The organism is Fictibacillus sp. 5RED26 (assembly GCF_015903895.1).
Classification (GTDB): domain Bacteria; phylum Bacillota; class Bacilli; order Bacillales; family Fictibacillaceae; genus Fictibacillus; species Fictibacillus phosphorivorans.
On the sequence record NZ_JACZDU010000002.1, the window covers coordinates 294,533 to 311,351 of the forward strand.

Genomic DNA, 16,819 nt, shown 5'->3' on the forward strand with positions numbered 1-16,819 from the left:
TTTAGCTTGTGTTGGTGGAGTTTCCTAAATGGTATTATAGAAATATACATAAATATGAAAGGAAACACTAACTATGCGTAAACCGATCTTCATTACATTCTCCTTACTCCTTATTCTCATCCTTGCAGCATGCAGCGAGAGTAAGACTTCTACTAAAAAAGAAATGTCAGACAAAGAAAAACAAGAAGAAATCGTTAAAGTCATTAATGAAGACATCGCTCAAATCTCTAAATATGAGGTAGAAGCTAATCAGATTCTAGCTTCTGTTTCTGGTGAAAATTTTAAAAATGATAAAGAATTATATGATGTGCTCGTCAATCAGGTCATCCCAATCTACGATAAAGTAGTAAAGGGAGCAAAAGAAATTGACCCGAAAACAAAAGAGCTGAAAACACAAACAGATAAGATGGAAAAAGCGTCCTTAATCTATCAAGAAGCGTTGTTGTTGGAGAAGGAAGCTTTAGAAAAACAAGACAAGAGTTTAATAGAAAAATCCAACGAAAAAGGGCTTCAATACCAAGAAGCGATTCAAGAGTACCATGATGGTATGGAAAAATTAACGAAGAAGTACAACATTGATTATGAACCTACTCCGTTGAAGTAATCTAAAAAGGCGATCACTTGTGAAGTGATCGTCTTTTTTATGTCTATCAACTTTTTATTATAGGGACTCGTGGTCATTATCTTTCTTTTCCAACTTCACATCATGTTTCTTCGCTAACTTTTCCACATCGTTCTGATAATCCCGCATCATTTTACGCGCAGTATTGAGCTTTTCGTTCGCTTCGTTAATCGTGTTACTATCTTGGTTTTCAATCGCAGTCACGATGAGAATAAAAGCGCTCGCCTGTAGATTCGTTGCTTCGATAAAGTCCTCGTGTAACTTTCGCAGTTCGTCTGTCTTGGTCTCAACAGCCTCAAGCTTTTGGATGAACGCGTTGTACTCCGGAATAATCTCCAATTTCAAAGCATCATAAAGGGTGTAATCATCTGTGTAGTTCACTCCTGTTACCGCTTCATACTTTCCGACAACCTCTTTTTCCTTATTAGCCAAATCAGGCATCTCTTCGTTCACGTAGTGGAGCAGATCTTCCTGAACTGGGTCATCACTGCACCCAGAAAGAATGAAAATGAACATGAGCATGCTTGCTAGTGCGAATCTTTTTACCAAATTCATCTGTCACCTCCCTCAATCACTGTATTCTAGGTGAAATCTGTCCTATGACTGGGTATTTTTTGTTGCGGGGAGGCCTGTACAGGTGGAAATTGCGTGTTTATCGGTGGTGAGTGTTGAAGTTCAGGTGGTGGTGAACATGTTACCGGTGAAAACAAACATATCTCAGGTGAAAACAGCCATTTTACCGGTGAACGCGTAACAAAATATAAAAACAAGTACCGTAAAATTACGAAAGAAAATGGTACACAAGTTTCATTGAAAATCATGGTTTATTTATTGGATAATAAAGGAAGTGTGAAAAAGGATAAACATTACAGAAGAAAGAGGGCAACAGTAAATGGGAAGCAAAGTATACGAAGCCTCAACCTTAAAAGCTGCAACCAGTGAACGAGCCCACCATTATGAGCAATTAAGAGAACAATTTGAGACTTTAAAAAAAGAGTTTAGTAAAATAGTAGAGAACCATGACTTTAAGGGGCATGGAGCAGATTCGATTAAAGGATTCTACCAGGGGCAGATGGATGTCATCGATGCATGGATTCGGTTGATCGACACGAATGTTGGCTTTTTTAAAGGCATTCCCGGAGATACGGAGGACGTGGATCTTTCTGGAGACACGTTTGTGCAGGTTCCTTTTTTGGAAGAGAATGTGGAGCGAGCGGGGAAACAGGCGAAGGATATGGTCGCTGATCAACAAGAAGCATTGCAGCATATTTTTAACAGAGTTAATGACCTTGTCTCCTTATCAATATTTTCAAAAGATGCCTTCGAAGATCAAATGGATAAATCAGAGAAAAAACGCTCTGATACGGTCGAGAAAGTAAACGAGTTCGACCAACGCTTATCAGAAGAGTACAGCATTTCACAAAACCAAGAACAGCATATTTACGGGCTGTTCGCACAGCTGATGGAAGCGACACGGCAAGGGGAGACCATTTCTCCTCTCAACTTTAACGCAGAAGCTTATCACAATAGCGAAGTCTACAAAGCAATCGGACAAGCGAAAAAAGATACCTCTGACTATCTTACGTTTAAAAAGCAGCAAAAAGAGGATCGAAGGATTGCAAAAGAAATCGAAGAAATGGAAAACAGACCATTTTACGAGAAGGCGTGGGACACTGTCTGTACGTTTACAGGTGAAGTAACCGGATATTACGATACACAGCGAGCCGCGACGGGCGTTGATCCTGTCACAGGACGCAAGCTGAGTGATGCGGAACGCGTGACATCTGGCGCTATGGCAGCGGCAGGCTTTGTTCCGTTCGTCGGTTGGGTTGGGCGAATCGGCAAAGGTGGATCGGCCATCTACAAAACGGTAAAAGGAGCAAACGCTGCGAATCATATGCTCGATGCCCACCGAACGGCGCAAGGACTCAAGAATCTCCAAAAAGCCGAATATGGCATATATGGACTTGTGTCAGCGAACGGTTTTGGGGAGTACTTCACCGGGAAAGACATGTTTGGCAATGAATTAACGGAACAACAGCGTAACCAGAGTCTGTTTAATGCGTTTGCAATCGTTGGAGTAAGCGGTGCAGGGTATGGTTTGAGTAAAGTAGATATGGGGAAATTTGTTCAAACGAAATTCCCTTACAGCACTCAATATGCGAGACAAAAGCTTTTGCAGGCTGAAGAAATGGCTAAGACCATAAAGCATAACGTAGGCAACACACACATTCCAGTAGGATTTAAAGTCCACGCATTGATATCACCGACCGGTCATGTGATTAGGACAATTAGCACGGAGACGAAGACTGTTAAGGATTTGATGCAGCAGGCTTCGGTTACTAGAGGGACGGGTGAGCTAAGCGGTACTGTAGAGGTAAAAGCACCACCAGGAGCGACAGATGAACAGATAGAGCAAGTTAAGGCCTATGTTGAAGGCTCTAATAAAGCTTTAGAAGCTGGAGTATTATCTCCTACAGGAAGAGTGTCAACAAAAGGTAAACTAAGACAAGAAGCTTCACGTGCAGCAAGGCTCGAAGGAAAAAGAGCGGCTGACAATGGAGAAGCATATAAAGGGCATGTTGGTCATGTTCCTGATACAACTTGGATGGGCAAACCGGATCCACATAGCTGGTTAGATCTTGATCCAAAAGTTAATATGAGTATTGGAGGACAGGCTAATAAATATCCTGTTGGTTATAAACCTACAGAATTTAAATTCGTAGAGGAGGAACTAAAAGATGATTAATTGGAAAGACATGATAGCAACTTTAATTTTAGTAAAACAAGAATTAATGAAACAAGATGTAGAGAAAATGTGGCCACATCATTTTCCAGAGGTAGGAGCAACTGAAGAAAGTCTTTTAGATTTTGAAGAAGAATTGGGTTATAAACTGGACTTAACGTATCGAGACTTCTTACAACATGCAAATGGTTGGAAAGGTTTTTATCAAACGGTAGACTTGTTTGGTACTGAACAACTGAAAGACTCCACTAAAAAAGAATATGCTGAAATGCTATTAACAGCTATTGATGATCAGGTATTAAAAGAAAGTGGTGTTAGTAGAAGTGAACTATTGCCAATAGCTGCTACGGAACATGATAAGGATTTATTTGTATTAAGCCTACCAAATTCAGCTAAACCAGGAGAGATACTTTGGTTTGCTGGAGAAGAAATAGATAGATTTGAGAATTTTGCTGAATTTTTTCTAGCAATGATAGACTACAATCGAGAAGAAGTTTTGGCTTTAAAAAGCTAACAAATAGGTAAAGTGAATATAATTAACCATAGTTCACCGAAGCATGTGACCTGTTGAGTAAATGAAAAAATTATAAAAGAATTAATTACAAACACTTGATTACCCTCATAAGGTAACAAGTGTTTTTTAATACTAATGCATGGAAATCGGAAGCGAGCAGGGTATGATTTAAGTAAAGCGGAGGAGGATATTACAATGATAATGCTAGAAAGTAATAACGAAAAAATTTCAATAGAAACCATTAAACAATTTGAAAATGAAAACGAAGTAAAGTTAACCGAAAAATATAAACAATTCTTACTTCAGTGGAATGGTGGTTACCCTTCCGCTAGTACATTTAAAATTTCAGATGAAAAAGGGAATAGTGTTATAAATGTATTTAATGGCTTCGGAGATATGTACGATAATTTAGAGAAGGTCATCAATATATATGAGTATAGACTTCCGAATGGGTTCATTCCTATTGCAGACGATTCTGCAGGTAACGTGATTTGTTTGGGAACGAATGAATCCTATTATGAAAATATTTATTTTTGGGATCATGAACAAGAATCAGAGAATCCGGATGACATGAGTAATATGTACTTTCTTGCCAATGATATTAACCAATTTTTAAGCATGTTACATGCCAGTTTGGAAGAGTAATGATTGCTAACTTTTAAGCATGAATAAGTCTAAGGAGCTAAAGCAGGATGAAAGAATTTGAAGATAAGTTTAGTGCACTGCAAGCAGATATGGTCTCTATATGTCTGGAATATGTAGAGGATAGGGCTGATAAAATATACATCTATGCTTCATGTGAAGAAACTGTAATTTCGAGTAAATTCTTTTATTTAATTAATGATCAATATGTAAAACCTCATAAATTAAATGACGTATTAATCGATAACGACAAAGAATATGACGTTTCTGCTAAACGACAGTTTATGGTATTAGATATTTTAAGCGAAGATATTGAGAGTATTAAAAATACTTGTAAAGAATATGAGAGAGATATGCCAACTGAAATGAAAATTAGATATGATGTGAAAAGTGGCGAATTTACTGCTGAATACAAGTATGAGTTAGTATATATGAATGATGAGAATAAAACTGCAAGTGATATAGCGGATGAATGGTTTAAAGAATTATCTAATAGTAGTAGAGTATGAAAATTTTAACGCTTACGTACTTTCCTAATTAGCTAAAATACTTCTTAATTATTGTATGAGAGGAGTTCTGTAGTATGGATCTATTCAAAGATTTCAATAGGGTAAGTGAAGTTGAGGAATATACCATTAACAAATACAAAGACATGCTTCCAGAAGAATTAATTGCCGCATGGAAAACATACGGCTATGGAACATTAATGAATGGGTATTTAAAAATTATTAACCCAGATGAATATAAATCTATAGTGAATGATTCTTATTTAAGAAGTGAAGGGACAACCCCAATATTCACTACATCCATGGGTGATGTTATACTTTTTGAAAAAGATGAGAATCAAGAGTCCTACATTGTAACAATTAATTATCGAAAAGGTAATACAAAAGTGGTAGCTTCAAAATACTCATTGTTTCTGAGGTTTTTAGAGGAAGAGGCATTTAAACAAAAGGCATTAGACTGGTCTCCTTATCCTGAAGCAATAGAAAAATATAAAGAACCAGAATATGAATATTGCTTTGGCTACACTCCTTTACTAGGTGTAGGTGGCGAAGAAAAAGTAGATTATCTTAAAAAGGTTAATTTAAAGGAACACATTCTTATTATTAATGAATTTATGGGACCTGTTGAATAAACAAAAAGATGATAATGGAATTAAAGCATTTGATTACCCATTAAAGGTGAAAAGTGCTTTTTTTTAACGCTCTCTCTTAGAATCTCATTAAGACAAGATTTATATAAAGTAGTTTATAAAATTGAGGGTAGAAAACTATTGAAAATAGAGCAGGAGGGTCAACATGGAAAAAGAAATGAATAGATTATACAGAGAGATAGCTGAAACAGTTAATGAGATGATCCCAGAGGATTGGAATAAATTTTATTTTTATGCTCAAATTTCGGAAAATGGAGGCGGAACTTACTTTTATTATAATACACTTGAAAATATGAAATTTAAGTATAGTTTAGAGATACCTTTTCAATTTCAAATTGATGAAGACGAGTTTGAAAGAAAAGAAGATATTTTATATACACTGAGTAAGAAACTAAGAGGTATTTTTAAAGAAAATGGACAGGATCCTTGGTATGCATTTACAATGTCTCTAGAAAGTAGTGGGAAATTCAGTATGCACTATGATTATACCGATTGGTTTAATACCGACTACAGTTTTAGTGACCAGATGATTATTTGGAAGAATAAATATTTCGGTGAAGTACCAAATGATGATAAAGATAAAGAATTAATTGAAAAGTATAACCGCGAGTTTTCTACAAATCCTATTTGATATAACGTTGGATAAAACATGAACTTAAAGCACTTGATTGTCTTTGAGGGCAGCAAGTGTTTTTTATGTCTGGCGTAGTGGCATACGAACTCGTTTTAATATATGGTTCGGGAATTACTTCACTATTAATATAATCTGTTCTGGAAGTAATACGCATTATAATAAATCTTTAGAAACTAACCAAGGAGTGAATGGTAGTATGAAAGATTTTGAAGATAGATTTAGTGAGTTGCAAGCGGATATGATATCTATTTGTATGGAATATATCAATGAAAGAGCAGATAAAATATACGTTTACGCATCGTGTGAAGGAAATATTATTTCGAGTAAGTTCTTTTATTTAATAAATAACAAATACGTAAAGTGTAATAAAGTGAATGATGCTTTGGAAGATGGAGACGAAGAATATGATGTTAGTCCAAATAGAATGCTTTCGGTACTAAATATAATTAATGATAATATTGAAAAAATAGAAACTTTATGCAAAGAATACAATAAAGAAATGCCAACAGAAATGAAATTAATTTATAATGTACATAGTGGTAACTTTAAAGCAGAGCACGATTATGATTTAGTATATACGAATGATGATATTAAAACAGCTAATCATATAGCTGATGAATGGTTTGAAGAAGTTAAAAATAATAATCTCTAATTTTTTATGGGATTATATGTTAAGTTTTATAAGGAGTAAAGTTGATAAAGTATGATGAAAACACTTGATTGTCTTTAGGCAAGCAAGTGTTTTTTCGCGATTATGGAGAGCTGCTAAACACGTAAATTTAGAAGAGCCTTTAATATAAGATAACAAAAAGCAGAGTTGCCTCATGTACTCTGTATTGGAACGTACACTAGAGGCATAAGGAGGAGCGTGTAAGGTGATTATGAATGATTCAGTTTTCGGTGAGCTTGAATATGAATATGGTTGGACTAAGGATACTTTTATTCAATTTTGGGGAAAAGAAACTATGATAACTTTAATGATAGATGGGGAAGAGGACGGTAATTTTGATGAGGAACAATACCTAGCATATGATGCGTTCATACAAAATTGGGAACACGTACAAAAAGATATGTTACAGTCCATCTTCACTTATTATGAACAAAGAAGGAAAGAATTGGGTTATGATATAGAAGTGAATAATCATTATCCAAAAGTTGAAACAATTGAACAACTACTTAAAATGATAGAGTTAGACGGTATTGTTGTTCCTTATGGAGATCTGTGTGAAGGCAGAGATATAAGAGTCACACTTAAGTGTACATGGGATACAGAGAATAGCCTTGGAGTTCGTACGTTAGATGAGAAAATAATTGAAGTAGGTTACCAGGATATTGCGATTTAAATAAATGAGTTAAAAACTTCGAATGATGATGTTAAAACCGCTAATCATATAGCAAAAATAATTTTGAGTACAAAAAAGTATTTCATCAAGAACCACTGCAACAGTTTAAGTGCAGTGGTTTTGTATTATATTTATCTAGCTACTTTGAGTTGAAATACTTATATACTTCATTGAACCCTTCGACTAACCCATCCCAAAACATAATTGCACCTAAAAAATTAGATAATAGAAACACAAGTAATTCAGGAGGGTATCTTAAATGGAAAGCAAAATAATGGAACAGACGTATCAACAAATCGCTAATACATTACTCAATATTATACAAGAGGACTGGAAACAGGTTTTATTATACGCTGAGATTAGAGAGGGTTATAAAAAAGTGTATTTTTATTATTATCCTGAATATGGTGGGAGTCCTATATATAGTCTTGATATAGTTGAGATTTATAACATGGTTGAGAGTGAATATGATCGGCTTGAAAACGAATTGTATCAAAATATTTCAAGATTACATGAAGAGTTCTTAGAGCAAGGACAAGAAAAATGGACTAATCTAACTTACATATTAGAAAACACAGGTAAAATGAATATTAATTATGGTTATGATGATTTATCTCAATTGAGTCCTGTCGAAAAACAAGAAAAATGGGAATCAGAATATTTAACATATGACACTGGGTTTTAGGCTGATGTTCTAGATAAAAGGAGGTATTTTAATTTATGGAAATAGACAAAAGCACTCTTATACTCCCCTTACCTTCAGATAAGCTGTTTGAAAGAAAAGAAAAAAACTGGAGGCTAAAACTACCAGAGGATTTTAAAAGCTTTCTTCAGCATAATAATGGTGGGAAACCAGTGGTAGGCACGTTTACTTGTAAAGAAAATGGTCATGAATATGCAATAGATCGCTTTTTATGTTTATTAGAAAACCCAAAGAACAATGAAAATCATTTAGGGGTTTACGATTTAAGTGTTACTTTGACTCAATTGGAAGATCGACTAACAGACAACGAAGATTTAATTGGTGCGGAAATCCTGCCAGTTGCAGTGTTATTTGCTGGTGACTTTGTGTGTTTAGACTATAGAGAGGGCAACAACAACCCTAGTGTTTGTGTCTGGAGCCATGAGGAATCAGGAGAATTAGAGCCTGTTACGTACTTAACGGCAAGTAGTTTTGGAGAATTTATTAGTCTTATTTTGTAAAAGCTCTTACATAATACTAAATCAAGACCTTATTCCGGGAGAGAAACTTATGATGCATGAAAAGGTACAAACTACGAACGAAATCATTTGAATTTTATATGTTAAGGGGTTTGAGACTATTATGAAGTCATATTACAGCAGCAGTCAAAGGAGAAGCTAATATGCATAAGAATCAATTGGCAAAAGATATGAGATTAGCTGTGAAAAATGGAGAACTGGATACATTAAAAGATTTGCTTCAAAAAGATATAGATATGTTAACTTGGATGACACCTTTTGGTACATGGTTACATGTAGCAGCAGCGCATGGACATATAGAGATCGTAAAACACCTTATTAAAGCGGGCTTAGATAGTAATGCACAAGGTGGGACATTTTCTACAAATGCTCTTGAAAGAGCGGCTGCTAAAGGACATTTAGAAATTGCTGATTACTTAATTAGCCAGAATATAGAGATGGATACTACTGAACCAGATAGAAATCCTCTGTTTGCTGCAATATACGGTGGTCATTTGGACATTGTTAAACTACTCGTTAGGAATAATATAGATTTATCAATAAATTATTCTAGTGAAACTATGAAAGATATGGATGCTTATTCATTTGCTCGTGAAAGAGGACAAACAGAAATTGCTGAGTATTTGAAAAAAGAGATGGGTGTCTTGAGATAATACTTTATGAAAGAGGATTAGGAGGTATGACTTTTGAATAACACGATTCAACAAATGATATTTTCCTTTGAAGAAGAAAATGATTTTTATGGTTCTGTTTCTATTGAAGAAATAAAAAATACTGAAAAAGTTTTAGGTGTGAGTTTTCCGTCAAAATATATTAGCTTTATAGAGAAGTATGGTTCTGGAGGTATTTGTGGTGTCAATATATTAGGGGTTGAAGGTGATCGGGGCGCTTCTGTACTTGCAACTACTGAAAACTATAGAAAACTAGGATTAAGAGAAGACCTAATTGTTTTAGAAGACTTAGGTGAATTTGTAATGTGTAGTGAAACAGGTAGTAAAGAACACATTTTCTATTGGGACAGCGTTCAAAAGTTAGAATCATTTAGGTATCAAAACTTTGATGATTATCTTGAGGATACTTTTAGAGAAGCAATTAGCAATTGGTAGTAATCTTATAAATGCTTACGTATTCATATGGGGGTAAGGCCGTGGTTAATGTCAATCTATATAAAGAAATCAGGCATGCGATTAAAAACTTTGAGAACAATGAAGCTAAGCTATTAATTGGTCATGATAAAGAAGTCTTAAACACGATGACAACGTTTGGCACATGGCTACATGTAGCTGCCAAACATGGGAATCTTGAAATATGTAAACATCTAGTTGAAGAAGGAATCGATATTAACACAAAAGGTGGGACTTTTGATGCTTCAGCATTAAATTTAGCAGCAGGTGCAGGGCATCTGGAAATCGTAAAATATTTGATAGATTCAGGGGCAGAATTAGATGAGAGCTCTGCAAAAAGAAATCCATTGTTCGGAGCAATTTATGGTGGGCATCAGGACATAGTTGAGCTCTTAGTGGAATCAGGAATTGACATTTCTAAACGATATACGGGAGAGAGTTTGAAAAATATGAATGCATATGAATATGCGAGAGAATTTGGGCAGACAGATATTACAGAGTATTTAAGACAGCAGATGGACGGGGAAAAATAATTTTGTTTTGGAATAATAGAACAAACATATCAAAAAAAGGGGATTTAATTTGATTGGTTTTGAGACGGAATTAAATGCTTTATATACATCTATTGCACATCAAGTTAATGATACGATACCAACAAGGTGGAATCATTTTTGTTTTAACGGTGAAGTGAAAGATGGAGAAGGAGGAGTATATTTCTTTTTTACACCTAAGGGTGAGCAACAACATATTTTCTCACATTATATTCCGAAATTATTTAATGTAGATAAAAGAGTATATAATGAAAAGCTCCACAAATTATTTCAATTAACGACTGACCTACAAAACGTTTTTATAAAAAATGAACAAGAGCCTTGGTTTTCAGTAACGATATTATCTAATGAAAGAGGGAAACTAAATGTGCATTTTGATTATACAAAATGGCATGAAAGTAAATTTGGTCCAACGGCTAGAATTAAGTATTTTGAGTATAAATATGCGAATTATAACAAAGAGAAACTAGACCTTATTTTGATAGAGGAAATGAGAGATTTTGAAGAAAAAGTAGCCAATAAAAAGAATGTTTAATTACAAATTAATTGGAGGGCATTTTGGTAATTAAAAAATTTCATAATTTATTGGATGATGGTAAAACATTGTTTTTTCTGGGACTCTCAGAAAGGGTGGTATCTGAATTTACATCAAAGGAAGATCAAAAACTAGCTCGGTATGCCTTATACAATTGCTGGGAATGGTTGGAATACAAAAGCACTAGTGGAGATTTACTTTATGATGTATTAGATAATGAAGAAACGAGTATCACCATCTCTCTAGAGCTGGCTGATAATGAAACAGATATTATGGCTTGGAACTGTATAATTGATGCAGTTGCATTTACTAGTAGAAAGGCATTTGAAAAAGAAGGTGTTAAATATTATCCTGAACCAATTTCTTTAGTAAATGATACATTAGTAGAACATTTTTTGGAGTGTTTTAATACTTGTGTAGAGCATGCAGATAGTTATATCGAGAAAATGTTTTTGTTAATAGACAGTTCAATTAAGAGGAACTTACGCAATGAAGTTGTTAGTGAAATAGTAAAGTAGTTTTCCTGCAATACATACACATTAAATAGAATTTTTAGTTATACATTCAATGGATAAGCAACTATTTTTTTCGTGAGTTTTTATGTTTCTTAGCTAATGCTTCAGAGAGTACCGTGGGTAGGATAGATGTTAAAAAAACTTATTTTATAACTCAATTTTAAAGGAAGTTATGAAATAAAATGGATAGGGAGAACGTATAGAACATAACTTTCAAGGTCAAATTAAAACTCCCTTTACTGTTTTATAATATAATCCTTATCAAACGTTTCAAGCGTATTATCTTTCGAATTAATGGCATTGGTTTTGTCGACTGTATTGTCATGCAGTAGGAGACTATAGGCACCCATTGGTAAGCCTTCCATCTTTTCAATATCTGCTTTTAGTTGATCAAATATTTTTTGTTCAGGCTCAGCACCTTTTTCTTTCATATAGAGATGAATGGTTATAATAAAATCTTTTGGTTGATGTTCGGTTTTACTAAATGCATTTTCCCACTCTTCACTAGTTGTATTAGGGTTTTCCATGTATTGTTCGTAAAGAGATGTAAAGGATTTATCGTAAACAGTCGCATAATAAAACGGAGTCATAAATCCGTTTCCAGCTGCTTTTTCAATGGCTTCTTTTCGTAGGCCGACTACAGGATGTTCATCTGTGAAATCTTTTAGAAAAGTATCGAGGACTTTAAATTCTTCTTTTTGAATCATTCCATAAATACCATCCATGATGGCACCCTCTATTTGCCCTTCCTGTGACCACACTTTATCTGTTAATATCTTTTCTTCTTTGACATCAATAGGAACAATTGCGTACGTATAAAAATGAGGCTCTCCTAGGGACTCGACAAGCACTGAAGCGGCTTCTGATGCGCCAACAACATTATGTACTTTTACTTTTGTTTTATATTCTTTTTGGAAATAATCCTCAACTGATGTAATGATTTCGTCACGGTGGTTTTCCGCAATCTTATCTGTTTGCTCGCCATTATCTAGTTTGAACCCTTGGCCAGTATAGTTTAAAACACTGACCTCAGTAACTGATTCACCTTTTTCGACTGAACTCCACATATTGGAGCAACCTACCATTAGCGTTAAAAGTATATTCATTGTCATTAGTGTAGTTTTTTTGAACATGAAGTTTTTTATCTCCTAAAATTTTTTTGTGTGTATTTTTTACAAACTTTCACCTTTTTAGGGTTATTGTTTGTATACTTTATGAGGTAGTTTATGAGTCCTTTTGAAAGGAACAAATTAAGGGTAATCGATTAAGGTTTCATTATTTCATTAGGAAATACTTTTTCAATTGTATTGTCTTTTGTTCCATCCGCTGAATCAGTAGCAATATTATTATCATTTAGATAAATACCATAACTACCTGGAGATAGTGTCTTCAGGCTTTCTATATCTGACACAATGGTATCCAGTATTTCTTGATCTGGTTTTTGATTTTTTTCTTTCATAAATAATTGAATAGTTATGAGATAACCTTCAGGATCTATTTTTAAAGAACTAGCTTTGTTTTTCCAGTCTTCTTTAGATGTTTTAGGATTCTGAAGATATTCTTCATAGAAAGTATCATATGCCTCATCTAATATCGTTATATAATAATAAGGAGTGGTAAAACCCGTAGAATAGGTGTTTTGAATGGCTTCGTCTCTAACTCCTGTAACCGGATGTTCAGATACGATTTTTTCTAAGTAGGTATCGAGTTCATTTAATTCTTTATCATAAATCATGGCATAAATTCCGCTCATTATGGATCCTTCCACTTGGCCTTCTTGAGTCCAAATGCCATCAGTAATTACTTGATCCTGACCATTAATAGGAACGATGGCAAACGTATGGAAGTGAGGTTCCCCAACAGACTCTACAAAAACAGTAGCTCCGTCTTTATTCCCTACGATGTTATGTACTTCTACTTCTGTTTTATAGGTGTCCATGAAGAATTTTTTCATCGCCTTATCTATCTCATCGCGTTTCGCTTCAGCAATTTTATCGTTCTTCTCGCCATTAGGTAGATCAAAACCTTCTCCTGTATATTCTTGTACACTTACTAAATTGCTAGATTCTTTATCAGCAATTTTATTATTGTTTAGATTAAGGCAACCGCTCGCAAAAAGAATGGAGCTTAAAGTTACCGTTTTTAGTATGGTGTTTTTCTTCTTCATAAGCAAGCTGCCCCTAAAGTTTTATTGTTACCACTGTGTAAGAAGTTAGTCCCTACCATTCTACTGATATTAGAAACTATAAACCACTTGAAATATACCCAAAAAAAGTAAAAAGAGAACCTGGTTTATGAAGATTTGTGAAAGAAAAGTACTTAGATTACAGTTTATGGAGTTAATGAGGCTAACTAGATTGCATATTTAGTGGCTGTAGTGGTGAGAAATGTTAGGTGAAGTTGGAGTCAGAGGTGATTTCTAGCTGCTTATGAGTATTACCGGTGAACGAGTAACAGATTATAATACACGTACCGGAAAGCTATTCTAAAACAGAAACGTTTCAAGCACTAGCGGTAAGGCCATAATTGTTTTAAGATAGCTGTAGAAGATAAGAGGCTATTTTTAGGAGGAACCATGCTACAAAAATTCGGTTTTTCACAATACGAAAGTCAGGTGTTCGAGGTTCTTGCGTCAAGCGAGGAACCGATGGACGCGACGAATATCGTAAAATACTCGGGTGTTCCGAAATCCAAGATATATGAAGTGCTATCGCGCATGATCGAAAAAGGCATGGTGCTGGATTCGGTGTCAGAAAAAAAGAAGCTTTATACCGCGCTACCCCTATCAATCGTGATTGAGAAGCTGACTACAGAATTTCAAGAAAACGTAGAGCAGCTCAAAAATAATACATCGAAGCGGAAATTTTACGATGAACACGTTTGGAGTCTGAAGGTGGATTCGTCGATTCGCGCACAAACGAAGCAGCTTCTGCAAACAGCTGAGACATCCATTCGCGTTTCTGGGTGGCAGGATGATATTCAAGAGATCTTACCGATTCTGCAGGAAAAGGAAAGGGAGGGCGTGGATGTGGAAGTGCTTGTTGTTGGTGAGCTGGAGTCCACACTTTCTCATGTGCACACGTTGATTCCTGCGCAAGAGCATCACTCGTTGGAGCGTTTTCGTCTTGTTGTCGTTGATGAGACAGAAGTTATCTTTGCAGGGATGGAAAGTCAGAGCTGGCAAGCATTGAAGACCAAATCTCGACCATTTATTAAAGTTTTCATTGAGTTCTTTTATCACGATGTGGCGTTGGCTAAGATTACAGAGAAACATTCCGAACTGATGATGAATGATGAAGAGATTAAGAGTGTATTGATGAAGTTAAGATACTAAATAAAAAGTAAGTAGGCTCGAAAGGATATTTAAAATTCTCTTTTGAGCCTTATTTTTTTATGTGAAGCCAATCATTTCTACCGATATAAGTAGAGCACTGTATTCTACAAGCAAAAAGGAAGTGTTACTTAAATGCGCTTTGACAACGAACAACTCAAGTTAATCATTTCAGGTGAACCAGTTGGTGTTGCTCATCCTTATGACACAAAAAACGAAGAAACAATTGAAGGTCATATACTAGACTTGTTTGAATCTCTAAAAAAATCGAATTCCGTTGAATGTTTTGGAGAATTTGATCACTATGGCAGTGGGTATGCATCTTACGTAGAAATTTTCTGTGTTAAAAAAGGTGGGCGCAGCATCATCCAAAAAGAAACCAAGAAATATTACGAAAAAGACGATGTTTGGGTTACTTCCACAGGTTATACAGGTGTTGTCTTATATGTTAACAGGTTAGCTCCAGTTGTTATATTCTCAAAAGATGAACGCTATAAAGAAAAGAATGAATCAGTAAAAGCTCGATATAGTTACGAAACTTTTAGCAAAAATCATTCTTTTGCAGAACTAAGTGAAGACTTTGGGAAACTACCTTTTGGAGATTGGGATAACGAATTTAACGAAATTCAAGCCATCCTCAAAAAATATGGGTATTCTTTTTTAGAGAAAGAATATTTAGAACAAGAACTTCCGTTTAAAGCCGATATCCCCACGCTACTTTGCATTCCTGATCTTGGAGGCAAGTATAAGATATTTGATAGCCTTTTTTACTGGTCAGATTGATGAGAATGATTGATTAAAAAAGAAAATTGAAAGGAAAGATTCGTATGTATCTTTTATTATCGATTGTGTTAAGTGGTTTGTTAGGTGCATTCTTACTTATGTTTGGTCCAGAGATTGGGGGAGTTATTGCTTTTGCGATTATTGCTGGTTGTTTATTTAGGGGAATCTACCTTCTAAATGACCTTCACCAAAGAATTTCTAAAATTACTCCCAAAAAAGATAAAGTTAAAGACGCTTATGAGGATTACATGAAAGAAAAAGCAAAAAGGGAAGAAAACAAGTCCTTATAGAGGGAAAGAAAAACTGCACTCTATCCATTTAGAGTGCAGTTTCTTTATTATTTATTCTTGAGTACTCACAACTTCCAAAGCCATCTCTATCATGTCGTTGAACGTGGTTTGGCGCTCTTCAGATGTTGTTTCTTCACCTGTGAAGATGTGGTCACTTACAGTTAAGATAGACAACGCGTTCACACCGTATTTCGCTGCGATCGTGTAAAGTGCTGTTGTTTCCATTTCAACTGCTAGCACACCGTTATCTGCAAGTTTTTTCACGATATCCATGCTGTCTCGGTAGAAAAGATCAGCTGTTAATACGTTACCAGCTTTGATCTTCAATCCTTTTGCTGTTCCAGCTTCATACGCTTTTCTTAAAAGATCGAAGTTTGCGCAAGGTGCGAAGTCGATGTTAGGAAACGTCAAGTGGTTCATGCGAGAATCCGTTGATGCTGTCATCGCAAGGATTACGTCACGTACTTTTACGTCTTGTTGGATCGCGCCACACGTACCAACACGGATCAAGTTTTTTACGCCATATTCACGGATTAACTCGTTCGTGTAGATCCCGATCGATGGAATCCCCATGCCTGTCCCTTGAACAGATACGCGTTTTCCTTTGTATGTTCCCGTGAACCCAAGCATGCCGCGAACTTCGTTGTAGCATGTTACGTCTTCTAAAAATGTTTCTGCAATATATTTTGCACGAAGCGGATCCCCTGGTAATAGGATGCTTTCTGCGATTTCACCTTGTTTTGCGCCGATATGAATACTCATTTGTTCACCATTACATCGTTACGATTGTAATGGTTTCACCTCCTCAAAAG

At 35.3% G+C, this 16,819-nt stretch carries 23 protein-coding genes; 19 read left to right on the top strand and 4 right to left on the bottom strand.

Annotation, left to right across the window (positions count from 1 at the left end; genetic code table 11):
• Positions 1-73 precede the first annotated feature (73 nt).
• Positions 74-604: a hypothetical protein gene (locus IHV10_RS09815; protein ID WP_197128634.1), complete on the top strand. Its 531-nt coding sequence runs from the start codon at positions 74-76 to the stop codon at positions 602-604.
• A gap of 57 nt (positions 605-661) precedes the next feature.
• Here IHV10_RS09815 and IHV10_RS09820 read toward each other — a convergent pair whose 3' ends face one another.
• Positions 662-1,177, bottom strand: a complete 516-nt coding sequence (locus tag IHV10_RS09820) for a hypothetical protein (protein ID WP_197128635.1) — start codon at positions 1,175-1,177, stop codon at positions 662-664.
• A 337-nt stretch (positions 1,178-1,514) separates the two neighbouring features.
• On the opposite strand from IHV10_RS09820, the gene IHV10_RS09825 reads away from it, so the two are divergent.
• From IHV10_RS09825 to IHV10_RS09895, 15 genes are all read left to right on the top strand, one after another.
• Positions 1,515-3,371 carry a ribonuclease YeeF family protein gene (locus IHV10_RS09825; protein ID WP_197128636.1) on the top strand — a complete coding sequence of 619 codons (1,857 nt, stop codon included), beginning with the start codon at positions 1,515-1,517 and terminating at the stop codon, positions 3,369-3,371.
• Positions 3,364-3,882, top strand: coding sequence for an SMI1/KNR4 family protein (locus tag IHV10_RS09830; RefSeq protein ID WP_197128638.1), 519 nt, complete (start codon positions 3,364-3,366; stop codon positions 3,880-3,882). The genes IHV10_RS09825 and IHV10_RS09830 overlap by 8 nt, the downstream gene beginning before the upstream one ends.
• A 195-nt stretch (positions 3,883-4,077) precedes the next feature.
• Positions 4,078-4,527, top strand: a complete 450-nt coding sequence (locus tag IHV10_RS09835) for an SMI1/KNR4 family protein (protein ID WP_197128640.1) — start codon at positions 4,078-4,080, stop codon at positions 4,525-4,527.
• Positions 4,528-4,574: 47 nt separating this feature from the next.
• Entirely contained in the window at positions 4,575-5,033 is a 459-nt protein-coding gene (locus IHV10_RS09840; protein WP_197128642.1) for an immunity protein YezG family protein, read from the top strand.
• A 74-nt stretch (positions 5,034-5,107) separates the two neighbouring features.
• On the top strand, positions 5,108-5,662 hold the full coding sequence (locus IHV10_RS09845) for a T6SS immunity protein Tdi1 domain-containing protein (RefSeq protein WP_197128644.1): 555 nt from the start codon (positions 5,108-5,110) through the stop codon (positions 5,660-5,662).
• A gap of 163 nt (positions 5,663-5,825) precedes the next feature.
• Positions 5,826-6,311 carry an antitoxin YezG family protein gene (locus IHV10_RS09850; protein ID WP_197128646.1) on the top strand — a complete coding sequence of 162 codons (486 nt, stop codon included), beginning with the start codon at positions 5,826-5,828 and terminating at the stop codon, positions 6,309-6,311.
• A gap of 199 nt (positions 6,312-6,510) precedes the next feature.
• On the top strand, positions 6,511-6,966 hold the full coding sequence (locus tag IHV10_RS09855) for an immunity protein YezG family protein (RefSeq protein WP_197128648.1): 456 nt from the start codon (positions 6,511-6,513) through the stop codon (positions 6,964-6,966).
• Positions 6,967-7,189: 223 nt separating this feature from the next.
• Positions 7,190-7,657: a DUF6985 domain-containing protein gene (locus IHV10_RS09860; protein ID WP_197128650.1), complete on the top strand. Its 468-nt coding sequence runs from the start codon at positions 7,190-7,192 to the stop codon at positions 7,655-7,657.
• A 259-nt stretch (positions 7,658-7,916) separates the two neighbouring features.
• Positions 7,917-8,342: an immunity protein YezG family protein gene (locus tag IHV10_RS09865; protein ID WP_197128652.1), complete on the top strand. Its 426-nt coding sequence runs from the start codon at positions 7,917-7,919 to the stop codon at positions 8,340-8,342.
• Between the two features lie 35 nt (positions 8,343-8,377).
• Complete coding sequence (locus IHV10_RS09870) at positions 8,378-8,860, top strand: SMI1/KNR4 family protein (protein WP_197128654.1); 483 nt, start codon at positions 8,378-8,380, stop codon at positions 8,858-8,860.
• Positions 8,861-9,021: 161 nt separating this feature from the next.
• Positions 9,022-9,531, top strand: coding sequence for an ankyrin repeat domain-containing protein (locus IHV10_RS09875; RefSeq protein ID WP_197128656.1), 510 nt, complete (start codon positions 9,022-9,024; stop codon positions 9,529-9,531).
• A gap of 33 nt (positions 9,532-9,564) precedes the next feature.
• Positions 9,565-9,984, top strand: coding sequence for an SMI1/KNR4 family protein (locus tag IHV10_RS09880; RefSeq protein WP_197128658.1), 420 nt, complete (start codon positions 9,565-9,567; stop codon positions 9,982-9,984).
• A gap of 41 nt (positions 9,985-10,025) precedes the next feature.
• Positions 10,026-10,535, top strand: a complete 510-nt coding sequence (locus IHV10_RS09885) for an ankyrin repeat domain-containing protein (protein WP_197128660.1) — start codon at positions 10,026-10,028, stop codon at positions 10,533-10,535.
• A gap of 49 nt (positions 10,536-10,584) precedes the next feature.
• Entirely contained in the window at positions 10,585-11,088 is a 504-nt protein-coding gene (locus tag IHV10_RS09890; protein ID WP_231619497.1) for an immunity protein YezG family protein, read from the top strand.
• A 23-nt stretch (positions 11,089-11,111) separates the two neighbouring features.
• A complete protein-coding gene (locus IHV10_RS09895; protein WP_197128662.1) occupies positions 11,112-11,606 on the top strand; it encodes an Imm6 family immunity protein in 495 nt (164 codons plus the stop codon).
• Positions 11,607-11,839: 233 nt separating this feature from the next.
• Here IHV10_RS09895 and IHV10_RS09900 read toward each other — a convergent pair whose 3' ends face one another.
• Together IHV10_RS09900 and IHV10_RS09905 are read right to left on the bottom strand one after the other, a co-directional pair.
• Positions 11,840-12,670 carry a DUF1672 family protein gene (locus tag IHV10_RS09900; RefSeq protein ID WP_197128664.1) on the bottom strand — a complete coding sequence of 277 codons (831 nt, stop codon included), beginning with the start codon at positions 12,668-12,670 and terminating at the stop codon, positions 11,840-11,842.
• Between the two features lie 197 nt (positions 12,671-12,867).
• Complete coding sequence (locus IHV10_RS09905) at positions 12,868-13,770, bottom strand: DUF1672 family protein (RefSeq protein WP_197128666.1); 903 nt, start codon at positions 13,768-13,770, stop codon at positions 12,868-12,870.
• A 408-nt stretch (positions 13,771-14,178) separates the two neighbouring features.
• Here IHV10_RS09905 and IHV10_RS09910 point away from each other — a divergent pair, with 408 nt between their 5' ends.
• From IHV10_RS09910 to IHV10_RS09920, 3 genes are all read left to right on the top strand, one after another.
• Positions 14,179-14,937: a TrmB family transcriptional regulator gene (locus IHV10_RS09910; RefSeq protein ID WP_197128668.1), complete on the top strand. Its 759-nt coding sequence runs from the start codon at positions 14,179-14,181 to the stop codon at positions 14,935-14,937.
• Between the two features lie 132 nt (positions 14,938-15,069).
• Complete coding sequence (locus IHV10_RS09915; RefSeq protein WP_197128670.1) at positions 15,070-15,717, top strand: hypothetical protein; 648 nt, start codon at positions 15,070-15,072, stop codon at positions 15,715-15,717.
• A gap of 44 nt (positions 15,718-15,761) precedes the next feature.
• A complete protein-coding gene (locus IHV10_RS09920) occupies positions 15,762-16,007 on the top strand; it encodes a hypothetical protein (RefSeq protein ID WP_197128672.1) in 246 nt (81 codons plus the stop codon).
• Positions 16,008-16,058: 51 nt separating this feature from the next.
• Here IHV10_RS09920 and deoD read toward each other — a convergent pair whose 3' ends face one another.
• Positions 16,059-16,769, bottom strand: coding sequence for a purine-nucleoside phosphorylase (gene deoD / locus IHV10_RS09925; RefSeq protein WP_066398387.1), 711 nt, complete (start codon positions 16,767-16,769; stop codon positions 16,059-16,061).
• Positions 16,770-16,819 lie beyond the last annotated feature (50 nt).

Coding starts and splice junctions, on each gene's coding strand:
- deoD (WP_066398387.1), bottom strand. CDS start 16,769: ATGAGTATTCATATCGGCGCAAAACAAGGTGAAATCGCAGAAAGCATC.
- IHV10_RS09835 (WP_197128640.1), top strand. CDS start 4,078: ATGATAATGCTAGAAAGTAATAACGAAAAAATTTCAATAGAAACCATT.
- IHV10_RS09920 (WP_197128672.1), top strand. CDS start 15,762: ATGTATCTTTTATTATCGATTGTGTTAAGTGGTTTGTTAGGTGCATTC.
- IHV10_RS09830 (WP_197128638.1), top strand. CDS start 3,364: ATGATTAATTGGAAAGACATGATAGCAACTTTAATTTTAGTAAAACAA.
- IHV10_RS09870 (WP_197128654.1), top strand. CDS start 8,378: ATGGAAATAGACAAAAGCACTCTTATACTCCCCTTACCTTCAGATAAG.
- IHV10_RS09905 (WP_197128666.1), bottom strand. CDS start 13,770: ATGAAGAAGAAAAACACCATACTAAAAACGGTAACTTTAAGCTCCATT.
- IHV10_RS09900 (WP_197128664.1), bottom strand. CDS start 12,670: ATGTGGAGTTCAGTCGAAAAAGGTGAATCAGTTACTGAGGTCAGTGTT.
- IHV10_RS09825 (WP_197128636.1), top strand. CDS start 1,515: ATGGGAAGCAAAGTATACGAAGCCTCAACCTTAAAAGCTGCAACCAGT.
- IHV10_RS09865 (WP_197128652.1), top strand. CDS start 7,917: ATGGAAAGCAAAATAATGGAACAGACGTATCAACAAATCGCTAATACA.
- IHV10_RS09915 (WP_197128670.1), top strand. CDS start 15,070: ATGCGCTTTGACAACGAACAACTCAAGTTAATCATTTCAGGTGAACCA.
- IHV10_RS09815 (WP_197128634.1), top strand. CDS start 74: ATGCGTAAACCGATCTTCATTACATTCTCCTTACTCCTTATTCTCATC.
- IHV10_RS09850 (WP_197128646.1), top strand. CDS start 5,826: ATGGAAAAAGAAATGAATAGATTATACAGAGAGATAGCTGAAACAGTT.
- IHV10_RS09875 (WP_197128656.1), top strand. CDS start 9,022: ATGCATAAGAATCAATTGGCAAAAGATATGAGATTAGCTGTGAAAAAT.
- IHV10_RS09910 (WP_197128668.1), top strand. CDS start 14,179: ATGCTACAAAAATTCGGTTTTTCACAATACGAAAGTCAGGTGTTCGAG.
- IHV10_RS09855 (WP_197128648.1), top strand. CDS start 6,511: ATGAAAGATTTTGAAGATAGATTTAGTGAGTTGCAAGCGGATATGATA.
- IHV10_RS09820 (WP_197128635.1), bottom strand. CDS start 1,177: ATGAATTTGGTAAAAAGATTCGCACTAGCAAGCATGCTCATGTTCATT.
- IHV10_RS09845 (WP_197128644.1), top strand. CDS start 5,108: ATGGATCTATTCAAAGATTTCAATAGGGTAAGTGAAGTTGAGGAATAT.
- IHV10_RS09840 (WP_197128642.1), top strand. CDS start 4,575: ATGAAAGAATTTGAAGATAAGTTTAGTGCACTGCAAGCAGATATGGTC.